The sequence below is a fragment of the Mycobacterium sp. IS-1590 genome (assembly GCF_001500025.1).
Classification (GTDB): Bacteria; Actinomycetota; Actinomycetes; order Mycobacteriales; family Mycobacteriaceae; genus Mycobacterium.
Window position 1 is genome coordinate 1 of the sequence record NZ_LQIW01000013.1, and the last position, 14,738, is coordinate 14,738.

Annotated in this window: 16 protein-coding genes; 6 read left to right on the plus strand and 10 right to left on the minus strand. The window is 66.4% G+C overall.

The annotated features are described in order from the left end of the window. Window positions 1-53 precede the first annotated feature (53 nt). The 10 genes from AU197_RS11820 to AU197_RS11865 are packed head-to-tail and all read right to left on the minus strand — an operon-like array spanning window position 54 to window position 9,298. Window positions 54-815, minus strand: coding sequence for an enoyl-CoA hydratase/isomerase family protein (locus tag AU197_RS11820; protein WP_064402972.1), 762 nt, complete (start codon window positions 813-815; stop codon window positions 54-56). Window positions 816-819: 4 nt separating this feature from the next. Then, window positions 820-1,563 (minus strand): enoyl-CoA hydratase/isomerase family protein, encoded by a 744-nt coding sequence (locus AU197_RS11825; RefSeq protein WP_231744899.1) that lies wholly within the window; start codon window positions 1,561-1,563, stop codon window positions 820-822. 60 nt (window positions 1,564-1,623) lie between these two features. Further along, window positions 1,624-2,478 (minus strand): enoyl-CoA hydratase/isomerase family protein, encoded by an 855-nt coding sequence (locus AU197_RS11830; RefSeq protein WP_064402897.1) that lies wholly within the window; start codon window positions 2,476-2,478, stop codon window positions 1,624-1,626. Beyond that, a complete protein-coding gene (locus tag AU197_RS11835) occupies window positions 2,475-2,702 on the minus strand; it encodes a biotin/lipoyl-containing protein (protein WP_082696632.1) in 228 nt (75 codons plus the stop codon). The genes AU197_RS11830 and AU197_RS11835 overlap by 4 nt, the downstream gene beginning before the upstream one ends. After that, window positions 2,699-4,720, minus strand: a complete 2,022-nt coding sequence (locus tag AU197_RS11840) for an alpha-ketoacid dehydrogenase subunit alpha/beta (RefSeq protein WP_064402899.1) — start codon at window positions 4,718-4,720, stop codon at window positions 2,699-2,701. Before AU197_RS11840 ends, AU197_RS11835 begins: the two co-directional genes overlap by 4 nt. A 58-nt stretch (window positions 4,721-4,778) precedes the next feature. Next, on the minus strand, window positions 4,779-5,180 hold the full coding sequence (locus AU197_RS11845; protein ID WP_064402900.1) for a nuclear transport factor 2 family protein: 402 nt from the start codon (window positions 5,178-5,180) through the stop codon (window positions 4,779-4,781). Then, the gene (locus AU197_RS11850; RefSeq protein ID WP_064402901.1) at window positions 5,177-5,572 is read right to left on the minus strand and encodes a Zn-ribbon domain-containing OB-fold protein; all 396 of its coding nucleotides are present in this window, start codon (window positions 5,570-5,572) and stop codon (window positions 5,177-5,179) included. The genes AU197_RS11845 and AU197_RS11850 overlap by 4 nt, the downstream gene beginning before the upstream one ends. After that, window positions 5,569-6,738 (minus strand): acetyl-CoA acetyltransferase, encoded by a 1,170-nt coding sequence (locus AU197_RS11855; RefSeq protein WP_064402902.1) that lies wholly within the window; start codon window positions 6,736-6,738, stop codon window positions 5,569-5,571. The genes AU197_RS11850 and AU197_RS11855 overlap by 4 nt, the downstream gene beginning before the upstream one ends. Next, entirely contained in the window at window positions 6,735-8,228 is a 1,494-nt protein-coding gene (locus tag AU197_RS11860; protein WP_231744900.1) for a class I adenylate-forming enzyme family protein, read from the minus strand. The genes AU197_RS11855 and AU197_RS11860 overlap by 4 nt, the downstream gene beginning before the upstream one ends. Continuing rightward, complete coding sequence (locus AU197_RS11865; RefSeq protein ID WP_064402904.1) at window positions 8,225-9,298, minus strand: LLM class flavin-dependent oxidoreductase; 1,074 nt, start codon at window positions 9,296-9,298, stop codon at window positions 8,225-8,227. Before AU197_RS11865 ends, AU197_RS11860 begins: the two co-directional genes overlap by 4 nt. Window positions 9,299-9,392: 94 nt before the next feature. Here AU197_RS11865 and AU197_RS11870 point away from each other — a divergent pair, with 94 nt between their 5' ends. The 6 genes from AU197_RS11870 (at window position 9,393) to AU197_RS11895 (ending at window position 14,737) form a co-directional block, all read left to right on the plus strand. Then, complete coding sequence (locus AU197_RS11870) at window positions 9,393-10,235, plus strand: MaoC/PaaZ C-terminal domain-containing protein (protein WP_064402905.1); 843 nt, start codon at window positions 9,393-9,395, stop codon at window positions 10,233-10,235. Between the two features lie 2 nt (window positions 10,236-10,237). Continuing rightward, entirely contained in the window at window positions 10,238-10,864 is a 627-nt protein-coding gene (locus tag AU197_RS11875) for a TetR/AcrR family transcriptional regulator (protein WP_064402973.1), read from the plus strand. Then, a complete protein-coding gene (locus tag AU197_RS11880; RefSeq protein ID WP_231744901.1) occupies window positions 10,824-11,603 on the plus strand; it encodes an SDR family NAD(P)-dependent oxidoreductase in 780 nt (259 codons plus the stop codon). Before AU197_RS11875 ends, AU197_RS11880 begins: the two co-directional genes overlap by 41 nt. Window positions 11,604-11,676: 73 nt before the next feature. Beyond that, a complete protein-coding gene (locus AU197_RS11885; protein WP_064348876.1) occupies window positions 11,677-12,444 on the plus strand; it encodes an enoyl-CoA hydratase-related protein in 768 nt (255 codons plus the stop codon). Beyond that, the gene (locus AU197_RS11890) at window positions 12,441-14,090 is read left to right on the plus strand and encodes a class I adenylate-forming enzyme family protein (protein ID WP_064402907.1); all 1,650 of its coding nucleotides are present in this window, start codon (window positions 12,441-12,443) and stop codon (window positions 14,088-14,090) included. Before AU197_RS11885 ends, AU197_RS11890 begins: the two co-directional genes overlap by 4 nt. Next, window positions 14,087-14,737, plus strand: coding sequence for a nuclear transport factor 2 family protein (locus tag AU197_RS11895; protein ID WP_064402908.1), 651 nt, complete (start codon window positions 14,087-14,089; stop codon window positions 14,735-14,737). Before AU197_RS11890 ends, AU197_RS11895 begins: the two co-directional genes overlap by 4 nt. Window position 14,738 lies beyond the last annotated feature (1 nt).

Consider the following 14,738-nt stretch of genomic DNA (forward strand, 5'->3'; position numbering starts at 1 on the left):
TAGACAGCTCGCACTCCACTCGGAGGTCTTCGTTTTGTCACCTCACCACGCCGTCACCAACGTCCGTGGTCAGTACAGCTAGCCGAGCGCTGCTGAGCGACGGTCGCCATCGCCAGCTCCAGCGGGTGGAAGGCGGCTAACTGGGCGGTCTCCACCGAGTTGATCAGGCGCTTGGTCATCTCCATCGCCGCGGAATCGGCCTGTGCCAGTTCGTCGAGAACGACGAGCGCACGGTCGACCGCGGCGCCGGGCTCGGCGAGGTCGGTGACCAGGCCGACGTCTGCAGCGTCGGACGTCGCAAGTCGTTTGCCGCGCAGCAGCAGTGCGGCGGCGCGCTGCCTGCCCAGCTGGTGGGTCAGCCGCCAGGCCAAGCCGCCGTCCGGGACGACCGCGCGAGCGACGAACGGAGCACTGAAGAACGCGTCGGTTGCGGCAACGACGAGATCACACGACAGCGCGAGGCTCCACCCGAGGCCCACCGCGGCGCCCTCGACCGCGGCGACGGTCGGTACCGGGAGCGCTTTGAGCTGCTCCATGACTCGCTGTGCATGCTCGACCCGGCCCGCCGGTGCGAGCGGGCCCCCACCGTGCGCCGGACCGATCTTCAAATCCCCGCCCGCACAGAAAAATCCGGCTGCACCGGCCAGCACGACGCCACGCACATCGGGGTCGGCAGCCACCGAAGTCAACTGCTCGGACAACTCGGTCCACGACTCATATCGCAATGCGTTGCGCTGCGCCGGGCGGTTCAGCACCAGCAGCGCGACGGCGCCCCTGTCCTCGCGTAACACCAGCGGTGTCGTGCCATCGGACATCACGTCACCGATTGAGAAACTTGTCGATCGCGGCCCGGTGCTCTTCAGTGGTGAAACACTCTGTCTCCGCGGAGATCCCGTAGTCCAGGATCGCCGTCACCGCGCGCTCGGCATGCAGGTTCAACGTCCGCTTGGTGTCTTGGACGGCACGTGGCGGCAGAGCCGCCAGCCGGTGCGCCAGCGCCAACCCCTCCTGTTTGATCGCGTCGTGCGATACCACCCGATTGGCCAGCCCGAGTTCGACGGCCTTGGCCGCCGGAATGCGTTCACCCAGCAAGAGGTATTCCTTTGCCTTCATCAGGCTCATCATCAGTGGCCAGAGCACCGAGCCACCGTCACCGGCGACCAGCCCGCTGGCGACGTGGGTGTCGGCCAGGAATGCGCGGTCCGACATCAGCGTGATGTCACACAACACGGCGATGCTGCAACCGAATCCGACGGCGGGACCATTCACGGCGGCGACGATCGGCAGCGGAAAGTCGATCATGTCGCGCACGATGCGGCGGGCGTCGCGCATCCCCTCGCGCCGGGTGACCGGGTTGTTGACATGCGTCTCCAGCCACTCCACCAGGTTGCCACCCGCCGAGAAGTAGTCACCCGTGCCGGTGATGAGCACGGCGCGGGCCTCGGAGTCCTCGCCCAGCGTGGTCCACAGCCGGGCGAACGCGCCATGCATCGCATTGTTGACGGCATTGGCATCACCGGGGTTGTTCAGGGTCACGATCCGGACGGGACCGTCACTGGCCACCAGGATCTCGTTACATCCAGTGAGGTCCGAAGAGCCGATCGGCAGTTCTGTCAACGGCAGCTAATCCTTTCGGGAGTCAGACGGCATCCACGCCGACCGACGGGTCTGCACGAATGCATCACGATCCGAGTTCACCGACCAACGCGGCGAACGCTTTTCGAGGAAGGCGGAGAACGCCTCGATCTGTTCGGAGGTTCCGATCGACGACCAGTAGCCGCTGACGTCGACCGCGGGCAGGGCACGTGCCATTTCGCGCTTCATCGCCGCACGTGCCGCGGGGCCGGTGTTGCGGACCCGCTCCAGTAGCGCCTGTGTTTCTGCGGCGAGGCTGTCGTGGGGCACGACCTTGCCGACCAGCCCGTAACGCTCGGCGTCGGCGGCGTCGAGCCAGTCATTTTCGTAGATCATGTGGTTGGCGCGCAATGTTCCGATGCGTTGCGGGATACGAGCGGCGACGAAAGCTTCGTAGACCCCGCGGGTCAGATCGGGAACCCGGAGGCGGGCCCGGTCCGACGCGATCACGAGGTCGGCGAACAGCGTCATCACCAGGCCGCCGCCCATTGCGATGCCGTTCACGGCGCACACCACGATCTTCGGAATCTTGCCGAGTACTTCGAAAGGTGTCGCGTCGTACGCCTCGGTGAACGCGTCCCACGACCGGTCCGGATTGCTCACCGAGTTCATGTCGCCACCGGCGCAGAAGACGTCGCCGGTTCCGGTGATGATCAGGAACTGGAGGTCTGGTTCGTCGGCGACGATCATCGCGGCGCGTTTGATCCCGTGGTAACCGTCGGCGGTGACCGCGTTCCGTTTCTCCGGACGGTTGATGGTGACGGTGAGCGTGTCGCCGGCGATTTCGCCGATCAGCTCGGGTGCCCCCAGGTCGACCGTCAAGGCGTCCGGTAATCCGGTCATGAGATCACGGCAACGAGTTCGCCGACGCCGTAGGTGCCCCCGACTTCCACCTTCCACGACACCACGCCGGACGCTGGTGACTCGACGTCCATTTCGGCCTTGTCGGTGGCGATGGCATACAGGGGATCACCTTCGACCGCGGACTCGCCGTCGGCGACGTACAACTCTGTCACCTCGGCTTCGGTGATCGCATCTCCCGGTTTGGGCATCCGAACCTCTGTCACACGACCCTCCTCACGGCGTCGACGAGCTGGGCCGCGTTCGGCCGACAGGCCGCCTCCAAGGTCGCGGCCCGCGGAACCGGGGTATAGGTGCCCGCCACGCGCTGGATCGGCGCCGCGAGCTCGCCGAACAATTCGGCGCCGACGGCGGCGGCGATTTCGGCGCCGGGCCCGCAGAAGCCGACCGATTCGTGGGCCACGACAAGGCGTTTGGTCTCTCGCACCGAGTTCAGAACGGCCTGGAGGTCCAGCGGGACGAGGGTCCGTAGATCGACGACCTCGACCGAGATGCCGTCGCTCTCGAGCGTTTTCGCCGCCTCCAGGGCCGCGTGCACCATCACGCCGTACGTGCAGATGGTGACGTCGCTACCGGCGCGCTTGACATCGGCCTGTCCGAGCGGAATGACGTAGTCGGCCACCGGAACCGGGCCCTTGCCGCCGCCATAGTAGAGCTTCATCGATTCGATGAACAGGCACGGGTCGTCCTCTCGCAGGCACGCATTGAGCAGACCGGCGGCGTCCGCTGCGGTACTGGGCCAGACGACCTTGAGCCCCGGGGTGTGCATCGCCCAGGCCTCGACGGCTTGCGAATGCTGGGGGCCGGCACCGGTTCCCACCATTGTCCGGATCACCAACGGCGCGCCTCGACGGCCGCCGGACATGTAGCGGACCTTCGCCGCGTGGTTGGCGATTTGGTCCATCGCCACACCGAGGAAGTCCATGAACATCAGTTCGGCGACGGGGCGCAATCCGGCCAGCGATGCACCGAGCGCCGCCCCGATGATCGACGACTCCGCGATCGGAGTGTCACGCACCCGCAGCTCGCCGTACTTGGCCGAAAGCCCGGCGGTGATCTTGAACATGCCGCCGCCGGAGCGATCGCCGATGTCCTCGCCCAGCAAGATGATCGACTCGTCAGCGGCCATCGCTCGGTCGAGGGTGCGATGGATGGCCTGCACCAACCCGAGGTCCTCGGTCTCCCCGTCGGGCAGCGGCACACGCGTCGCCGTGCCGGTGGCCAACTCAGACCCGTTGTCCGCGAACACATCACGCGTGAGTTCCTCGGCCTCGGGTGGATCGGCGTCGCGGGCGGCCGCGAAGGCGGATTCGACCTTTTCCGATACTTCGGCGTCGATCCGATCAAGATCGTCGGCGGTGGCGATCCCCTCCTCGACCAGTCGCCGCCGGTAGCGATCGAACGGCGGGTCGGCGCGTTTGGCAGCCAGTTCGTCGGGATCGGCGTAGGCCATGCCGTCACCGAAGTAGTGGCCCTGCAGCCGGTAGGCGACCGCCTCGACGAATGTGGGGCCGTCGCCCGTTCGTGCGCGCCCGACCGCCTCTGACACGGCGTCGTGGACGGCCTGGGGGTCGGTGCCGTCGACCGTCACGCCGGGCATCCCGTACCCGCCCGCACGGTCGGACAAGTCAACGGTCCGGGTGTACCGCGACATTGCCGTGCACTCCGCCCACGCGTTGTTCTGGCAGAAGAACACCACCGGCAGTGACCACAGCACCGCCATGTTCATCGCCTCGTGTACGTAGCCGATGCTGGTGGCGCCGTCGCCGAAGCTGACCAGTACCACCTGCCCGGTGCCGCGGACCGACGCGGCCAGTGCGATGCCGTTCGCGAACAGCGGACCCGCCCCCACGATGCCCGTGGTCCACGCGATGCCATGGTCGGGATCGGAGATTCCCATCGCGCCGGCCTTACCTCGAGACAGCCCGGTGCTGCGACCGAGGATCTCGCCGAAATAACCGGCCAGGTCGATGCCCTTGGCGACGACGTCGCCCAGGCCCCGGTACGTGCTGACGAGTTGATCGGTGTCGGACAGCGCCAGCGCGGCACCGGCCGACATCGCCTCCTGACCGTCGACGGGCCAATAACTCATCGCGATCTCACCCGAAGACAAGCCTTTTCGGACCCGCTGATCGGCGTGATGCACCTTGCTCATCAGGCGGTACAACTCGATCGCGCGATCGTTGGTCGATGACTGCGCCTCGGTGTCCAACTGGGTGGCCATTGAATCTCCTTGCCCGCGCACTTCGGCTGCGGTGATTCTACAACATGACGAAATATGTTCAGTCGTTCTGTTTCTTGACGCCCTTCACTTGATCGGCGAACAGCATCCGATCGAAATAGCACCGCTCGAGAATCAATCCTTCGCCGTCGAATCCGAAAACGTTGACGCTGAGCATGTCGATGCTGGTGCCCGCGCAGGTCGTTCTGGTCTCCACCACCAGCCCGTCGGGGCCGTGATAGATCGCCTCGGCGGCGTAATGCATCCACGGCAACTCGTCCCACTGTCGCAGGATCATCGTCCTGACCGCCGCGTCACCATCGTAAACGGTTGCACTGGGCACGATTTCGTACCGGGGGTGAGCGAAGGTGGCCATGATCGCCTCGAGATCGCGAGCGTTCTCGCCTGCGACGTGGCGCAGCACAATCTCCTCGCGGACCCTGCGCAGCCGGTCCTCACTCATCGGGGTTCGAACGTCGGGAGGTTGCGCCCGTCGTCGAGCGGTAACCATGCGACGGACACCTCGTCACCCACCGCCGGGGACGGCCCGAACACGTTCGACATGATGCGCGCCCCCTCCGCCAGGTCGACCAGGACGACCGAATAGGGCACCCGGTCGGCGAATGCCGGATGCGCGCCGCGGTGGTGCACGCTGACCGCGTGGACCACGCCCTGCCCGCTCAGTTGCTCCCACTGCAGCGCGAGGCCTCCGCAGTGCGGGCACACGTGGCGCGGGTACCACACCAGCCGTCGGCAGGCGTCGCAACGCTGCATGACCAACCGATGCTTTTCGGTGGCCGCCCAGAACGGTGCCGACACCGCACTGGGCCGCGGCACCGGGAACCCTTCGCTCATAGCACTGCCTCTATTCCGATGATGACGGTGGAGGTCGCCGACAGCACACCGCCGGTGCCGTGTGCCAACGCGGTTTGCGCGCCGGGAACCTGTCGCTCACCGCATTCCCCCCGCACCTGGCGGACGGCTTCGACAAGCAGGAAGGCACCGAACGCGCCCGGATGCGTGTACGCAAGCCCTCCCCCGGTGGTTTGGCCGGGAAGGGCACCGCCGGGCGCGAGCACACCGTCGGCGACGAACGGTCCGCCCTCGCCCTTCTTGCAGAACCCGAGATCCTCCAAGGCCAGCAACACGGTGATCGTGAACGAGTCGTACAACTGCACGACGTCGATGTCGCCGGGACTCAGGCCGGCGGCGGCGAACGCCGCGGGTCCCGACACCGCACCCGGAGTCACGGTCAGGTCGGGCATCTGCGTGATCATGGCGTGCGATGCCGCCGACGTCGCGCCGAGCACGTAGGCCGGGTCGTCGAGGTCGCGGGCCCGTGCGGCGCTGGTGAGAACGATCGCGGCGGCGCCGTCGGTGACCAGGCAACATTCCAGCTTGTGGATGGGTTCGGTGATGTAGCCGGAATTCAGGACATCGTCGACGGTGATCGGATCGCGTTGATTGGCGCGGGGATTGCGTGCCGCCCATCGCCGGGTGTCGACCGCGATCTGCGCGAGCTGTTCGGCGGTGGTGCCGTACACCGCCATGTGCCGGTTGGCGGCAAGCGCGTACGCACTGAGCGGAAGCATGACGCCGAACGGGGTCTCCCATTCCAGCCGTTCGGGGGTGGCGAACACCCCGAGGCCCTTGTCGCCGCGCTTGCGGGCCGCACGTGGGGTCGACGCGTAAACGATGACGACGGTTTCGGCGAGGCCGGCGGCGATCGCGGTGGCCGCGTGTTCGACGTACAGTCCGTAGCTCGCGCCCCCGGTCTGGGTGGTGTCGGTGAATCTCGTTGTGATGCCGAGGTATTCGGCCAGTTCGACCGAGTGCATGAGAGTGCCGCCGGTGCACGTGCACAGACCGTCGACATCGGAGAGCGACATGCCCGCATCCGCGAGTGCCGCGGTGATGACGCGGGCCTCGAGCTCACGTAGCGGCATGTCGATGACGCCGGACGGCGACACCTCATCGGCCACGCCGACGATGGCGGCGGCGCCGCGAAGGTTGTCGTTCACGTCAGCTCCTGTTCGAAGAGTTCGCGCAGTGCGGGCTGGCTCACCTTCAGCGATGGAGTCCGGGGCAGCTCATCGACGACCAGCAGCCGCGCAGGCACCTGATATCGGGTGAGCCGCTGACGAACGAAATCCATCAGCTCCTCGGGCTCGACGTGGGCGCCGTCAGCGAGTTCCACCGCGCCAACCGGCACAGCACCCAGTCGCCTGTCGGTGATACCGGTGACTCCCGCGTCACGCACGGCGGGGTGGCTGCGCAGGGCGTCGACAACATCGGCGGGGGCAACCTTGAATCCGCCGCGGATGATCACGTCGTCGGCGCGGCCGTCCACGAACAGGAAACCGTCCTCGTCAAGGCGGCCAAGGTCGGTGGTCCGCACCCATTCACCGCCGCGAGTCCGCACCTCGATGCGCCCTTGGACTCCGGCCGGCACCTCACGACCATCGTCGGTCGAGACGATCCGGACCTCGCGACCGCCCTGCGGGCGGCCGACGCTGCCCCGCTTGGTCTTCGCCCACTCGCGGTGCAACGCCAGGTTCCAGCCGGCGACGCCGCCGGCGAACTCGGTGGCCCCGTAGGAGGGCAGCACGGCGACGTCGTAGCGTTCCTCGAACGCTTCCTGCAGGTCCGCCGGAAGCGGCGCCGTGCCGGCGGTGACGACCTGCACACTGGAGAAGACGTCCGCCGGCACTCCTGCGTCGAGCACCATCGCCAGCGCAGATGGCACCAGGCTCACCGCCTTTGGCCGGTGCCTCACGACGAGATCGACAAATGCCTCCACGCGAAACCGCTCGAGCAGCGCGATCCTGCGCCCCTCACAGACGTTGAGCAGAGTGCGGAACAGCCCGGACATGTGGACCAATGGGGAACTGACGATGGCGACCCCGGAACGCAGCCGAAGGTGTCCCGGTTCGCCGCTGCCGTAGTGAGCGCCCGCGGCGTCGATAGTATGCTCAAACGCTGAATAGGACAGAGGGATTCGCTTTGGCGGTCCGGTGGTGCCGCTGGTGAGCATCTCGACTGCGACACCGGCCTGCCGCCGGCGGAACGGACCCGGACCAGGCTCGTCGAGCCCGTCGACCGTCCGCAACGCAACCGGGTCGGCGCCGACTTCCAGACCGAGCGCGCCCGAGGCCGCCGCCGTGATCGCGGGTCGACGCCAGTCCGCACCGAGTGCGATCACCGCGGGCAACCGGAGCTGCTCGATGTCGGCGGCGAGCCGGGTGTCCCCGCTGCTGGCGTTGATCGTGACGACGCAACCGTCGACAAGGAGGACTCCCAGTAGCGCCGCCACCATGGCCGGGTGGTTGCGAAGGAGCAGGCCGACCGGTGCACCGCTGCCCAGCCCCGCTGCCGTCAAACGGTTTTCCACTGCGGACGCGATATCACCGATCGTTTTCCAGTCGGTCCAGCTGCCTTCGTACTCGATGGCCGGCGCGGTCGGATCCAGTGCCAACACGGCACGGATACGGGCTTCGATCCGCCGGCTCAAGCCGACGCTGCCGCGAGTTCGGTCGCCGCCGGAATCACCTCTTCGGCGAACAGCTTCATGGAGTCGCGGACCTTTGCGCGGTCCATCGCACCGCCCCGCGACATTCGCAACATGATGTTGCGCCAGCCCATGTCGACGACGGTACGCATCTTCTCGACGATCCGGTCCGGATCGCCCATCAGGGTCAGATGGGAGTTGAGTACCTGCTCGTAACTCTGCTTGTCGTGCTTGTCGAACCAGTCGGCGTACGCCTTGTAATCGGCCGGGATGTCCCCGCCGCGCTCGAAGGGGCTCGAATACTTGCGGTGCGTCACGATGGACAACTCGACGCTCTCGCGCGGGTATGTCCGCGCGAACCCGTCGTCTTCGTGACAGAACGCGTTCAGCAGGGCCCAGACGTTGCCGGTGGCCGCGGTGAGCCCCTTCTTCTCCTGTGTCTGAAGATAGATGTCCAACGCACCCTGCAGGTCCGGGTCGACCTGGTACGGGTTGCCGATGATGGCGCCGAAGCCCTTGTCCGCCAACCATTCGAAACTCGACGGCGTCTTCATCACCGTCCCCCACACCGGAATCGGCTGTTGCACCGGGCGGGGATGGATGGTGACATCCTGCAGTTGCCAGTACTTTCCGTCGTAAGTGACGTTCTCCTCGGTGAGCAACCGGTTGACGATCTCGACGCATTCCTGGTATCGCGCGGTGGCCTCATCCATCGGGATGCCGAACCCCTTGAATTCGTGGGCCTGGTAGCCCCGCCCGAAGCCGGCATCGAATCGACCCCCGCTGAGGTTGTCCGCCATGGCGATTCGTTCCGCGAGATGGATGGGCTCATGGAAGGGGGCGACCATGCAGGCCGTGCCGATGCGGATCCGATCGGTCTGCGCGGCGATCGCCGCCGCGACCAGCGGAAGGTCCGCCAGGGCCCCATACGGCGAGAAGTGGTGTTCGGCCAGCCATACCTCGTCGTAGCCGAATTCCTCGGCCCAGCGCGCCTCCTCGAGCACGTTGGCGAATACCTCCGCATGGCTGAGGTGATTGGGTTTGTCACCGAGGATGAATACGCCGAACCGCACGCCGCTGCCTCCGCCGAGAATATAGTTGCAGTTACTGCGACTATATTGCACGATTGAACAAATATCGTCAATCCGTTCTATCACTGGAGGCCGCGTGACCGCACGTGCGACCCTCTCCCCCGCCGCGGTCGGCACCCGGCTGCCCCCGACGACACATCGCTGGACGCCGACCGATGCCATCCTCTACGCCCTGGGTGTCGGAGCACGCCCGCCTGCAGAGCGCCATCTGCTCGACGAACACGTCGGCCCCGCCGTGTTGCCGACCTATGCGCTGGTCGCCAACTGGTGGGCGGTCAAGGATCTGCGCGCGATCCTCGACCTCGGCGCGTCTCCGATCGTGCATGCGGCGCAGTCCTTGAGCCTCGAGCGTTCCGTGGCCGCCAGCGGCGAGGTTTCCGTCGCTGCCGAGGTGACCGCGCTGTGGGATACCGGCAAGCACGCGGTCATCGAGGTGACATCGACGGGCACTGACGCCGACGGTCCCCTTTTTCACGCCTCCTCGCAGACGATGGTGCTCGGCGAGGGCGGCTTCGGCGGGACGCGTCCGGCCTCGACCGCCCCGGCACCGCACCGCGCTCCCGACGGGGTCCATGCCGACGAGGTTCGACCCGAGCAGGCGGCGATCTACCGGCTGAGCGGAGACCGCAACCCGTTGCACATCGACCCCGCCGCTGCCCGCAGATTCGGGTTCGACGATGTGTTCCTGCACGGTTTGTGCACGCTGGGCTTCGCGGCCAGGGCGCTGATCAACGTTGCCGGCAATGGTGATCCGGCGTCGCTCACCTCGATCAGCTGCCGCTTCGCCAAACCGGTGAAGCTCGCGTCCGAACTGCGCACCGAGATCTGGCGCGACGGCTCCGGTCCGGTTCGGTTCCAGACCCTGCAGGGCGATATCGTTTCCCTCAGTTCGGGCACCGCGACGTTGACAGGATGCTGACCATGGACCAACGCCGCGCCCGGGGCCGACGAAACCGCGATGCGCTCATCTCAGCCGCCATCGAACTGTTCACCAGCAACGGCTACGAGCAGACCACCGTCGAACAGATCGCCGAGCTGGCAGCCGTATCGCCGAGAACGTTTTTCCACCATTTCGCCGCGAAGGAAGACATCCTCTTTCACGGGTATGCCGAGCGCCTCACGGAAGCCACGCGTCGATTTCGCGCCGTGGACAAGGGTTCTCTGGGTGACGCACTCGCCGAGACGTCGGAAGCGGTCGCCGCGGCCATCACCGAGAACCCGGACATCTTCTTGGCCCGGGCCAGAATGTACCGCGACCTGCCTGGCCTGCGCGCCACGATGCTGCGCATCAACGACGATTGGATCGACCAGATGACGGCGGAAGTCGCGCGGCGGCTGGACGCCGATGCCACGGTCGATGTGCGGCCGCGCCTGGCGGCCACGGTGATCAACGGCGCAAATCGGGCCGCGATCGATCTCTGGGTCGGCGACGGCGGGGTGGGCAATCTGGTCGCGATGATGGCAGATGCCGTTCGCCTGGTGCGTCCGACCATCGACCGGATCGAGCGTGAGGCAAGGAACATTCGGAGTCGCCGTCGTGTCGGATGAGACGCCACCGGTCGCGGTGGTCACCGGAGGAGCGCGCGGCATCGGGGCAGCTATCGCGCAGACGTTGCTCGACGCCGGCTACCGCACGGCCGTCGTCGACGTGAATGAAAAGGCGATCGCGCGCGCACAAGCCTCAGACGCCGCGCGGGACGGCCGACTAATCCCTCTGCTGCTGTCGATCACCGATCGGCAGGGGGTAGAGCGGGCGATGGGCGAGTTGGCCGCCGCTCACGGACCGGTCCGGGCGTTGGTCAACAACGCCGGAATGACTCTGCCCGGCAGTTTCCTGGACCAGACCGACGAGGACTGGGACCGCATCGTCGCCGTCAACCTCAAGGGCGCGTTCGTGATGGGGCAGGTGGTCGCGCGCCAGATGGTTCGGGAGAAGTCCGGGACGATCGTCAACATCAGCTCGGTGTCGGCGCACGGCGTCCGGACCGGCCCGCCGGCGTACGCGGCCGCGAAAGCGGGTGTGGAGGGTCTCAGCCGACTGATGGCGGTGCAGTTGGGACCGTTCGGCGTCAGGGTGAACACGGTGGTGGTGGGAACCACGGAAACGCCGTGGCTGCTGTCGCGAAAGACCGACGACGAGCTCGACGATATGCGCGGATCGACACTGATGGGACGTCTCGGCGAACCGGAGGACGTCGCGCGCACGGTCGCGTTTCTGTGCTCACCGGCGGCCAAACACCTAACCGGCCAGCTCATCTCGGTTTCAGGTGGCCAGTGGATGCCGTAGTAACCCACAGAACGATGGAACATGCACTGATAGTCCGTTCATCACCGCATGCGGTTCGAGCCCAGGGGATTCGATGGATCTGAAGAGGATTCTGTTCGACGTCAGCGACCACGTCGCGACGATCACCATCAACCGTCCCGAGCGGCTGAATGCCACCGACGATCTGGCACGCACGGAACTCGGCTGGGCTTGGGGTCGGGTACGCGATGACTCCGACATCCGGGTGGCGATCATCACGGGCGCAGGCGACCGGGCGTTCTGCGCCGGACAGGACATCCGCGCCACCGCCGAAGGCGGAATTCGCAACAAGGTCCCTGGATCCCGGCTGCACCACAACGTGTGGAAGCCCGTCATCTGCGCGCTCAACGGTATGGCGGTCGGTGGGGCGTTGCATCAGGTAGCCGATGCCGACCTCATCATCGCCGCCGAGCATGCCGAACTGATCGACACCCATCTACAGGTCGGCAACGTGTTCGCGCTCGAGCCGGCGGTGCTGCTGCGGCGCATGCCGTTGTCGATGGTGATGCAACTGGGACTGATGAGCAGAGACGGCCGCATCACCGCGCAGCGGGGGCATGAGATCGGCCTCATCAACGAGGTGGTGCCGGCGCAGCGACTCCAGGAACGTGCCCGCGAGATCGCCTTGTCGATCGCCAAGCTGTCGCCGGCGACCGTACAGGCGTCGGTCAAGGCGATGTGGGCCAGCCTCGACGTCGGCCTGCACGCCGCCAACGACGTGGCGTACCGCTACGTCCTGCAGCACCAGATGACTCACCCCGACTATCACGAGGGGATGGCCGCGTTCGCCGAGAAGCGGGAACCCCGCTGGGTGGTCGAATGACGCCAATGCCACTGACGACACCGGTGTTCCGATACGAACCGCTCCCTTACGACGCGGTCCTACCGGCCATGCTGTCCGCCGTCGTCGGTGCCTACGGCCCAAACGATCTCGTGGTCACCGCCACCGCCGACGGCGCCGTGGAACGGATCACCTACGCCGAGGCGCAAACCCGTTCGGCCGACATGGCGGCCCGACTGCTCGCCAGCGGCGTCACCAAGGGCGTCCGCGTCGGCGTACTGGCACCCAACGGCGCCGATTTCGTCACGGCTTTCCTGGCGATCACCCGCATCGGGGCCGTCGCGGTACCGATCAACACCTTCTTCCAGCACGCCGAGTTGCACTGGGTGCTACGCGACGCCGACATCCACACCCTGCTCGCGGTGCAGACGCTGCTCGGACGAGATGTGCTCGACCGGATCGAGACCGCTACCGGCGAGTGGCAGGTGGTCAACGGACAACTGCGCACCGAGCGACTCCCCCAGTTGCGCAACGTCTTTCCCCTCGGTGAGACAACTCGCAGCTGGCCGGCCGGATGGCCCGACCCCGTCCCACCGAGCTTCCGCGAAACATGCGAGGCGACGGTGCGGGCCGCCGACGACCTGCTCGTCATCTACACGTCAGGCAGCACGTCGAATCCGAAGGGCATAATCCACACCCACGGCACGGCGATCACCCATTCCCGATTCATCGCCACCGCCCACGACTGGGACGCCAGCGACCGCATCTACGTGCCCATGGTGTTCTTCTGGGTCGCCGGACTGGTCTTCGGATTTCTCGGCCCCATGCAGGTGGGCGCCACGATTCTCACGGAGCACAAGTTCGACGCGGGGATGGTATTGCGTCTTCTAGAAAGTGAAAAAGCAACCTATACAACGGGATTCCCGCATATCGGTCCGGCGCTGAGCAATCATCGCGACTTCGCGTCGACCGACCTGTCCACCCTGCGTGAGGGCTACCAACAGGTGCTGCTGGCACCCGGACGACGCACCCCGGACCCGTCGCTGCGCGTGGCACAACTCGGGATGACCGAGACCTGCAGTTCTCACACCTGGTGGCCGCCGCACGAGCAACTGCCCGAATCCAAACGGGGCTCGCTGGGCGTCGCCGCGCCGGGCTTTGAGCACAAGATCGTCGACGATGCCGGTAACGAGGTACCCAACGGCGTCACCGGCGAAATCTGTGTGCGTGGTACGGCGATGATGCGCGGAATGGTGGGCAAGCAGTGGCACGAGGTGGTCGACCGCGACGGCTGGCTGCACACCAAGGACGCCGGCTACCGTGACGACGACGGTCACTTGTATTTCGCGGGCCGCCTCGACGAGATGATCAAGACCTCCGGAACCAACGTCGCGCCCATGGAGGTCGAGGCCGCACTGGGGCGAATCGACGCGGTGCGCATCGCCTACGTCATCGGAGTTCCCGACGCCGACAAGGGCGCGATCGTCGGCGCCGCGGTCGTGCTCAACGAGGGGCACACGGCGACGGCGGCCGATCTGGTGACCGAATGCCGAAAACGGCTTGCGGCATACAAGGTGCCGAAGAATTGGGTGATCCTTGACGATCCGAGCCTCCTCCCCTACACCACCACGAACAAGATCGACAAGGCGCGCTTGACGGCGTTGATGGCGGCCGGAGAACTCTCGTGACGTCCCTGACCGATCTCGAGGCGCGAATCGAACGCCTCGAAGCGCTCGATGAAATCCGCCAGCTCGCAGCGAAATACGCGGTCGCCTTGGACATGCGAGACCTCGACGCGCTGGTCAATCTCTTCGTCGATGACGTGAAAGTGCCCGGAAAACTGCACGGCCGTGCCGCATTGCGCGACTGGTATGACACCGAACTCCGCCACAACCTGCTGGGCAGTGCGCACGGGGTGCTCGGACACGTCATCGACATCCATGACACCCTCACCGCCTCCGGACTCGTCTACTCCCGCAACGACCTCGAGACGGAGTCGGTGTGGGTGATCGAGATGCTCGCTTATTTGGACAGCTACGAGCGCCGGGAAGGTCACTGGTACTTCCTCAGGCGCACACCCCTGTTCTGGTACGAGTCCGATATCACCGACCCACCGGTGGGCGCGCAGAAGATGCGGTGGCCGGGCCGGCCCCGGCACGACGGAAACCTGCACGACGCGTTCCCGTCGTGGCGGGACTTCTGGGACGCCGACCCCGGTCGCCGCGGTACGCCGGTTCGCGCGCCCGCACCTGTCGGCGCGTGGCTGCGCGCCCTTCGCCGCGACAGCCCCGATCCTCGTGTCGACCCGACCGGACGCGAAGCAGGGAGCCGTTGAA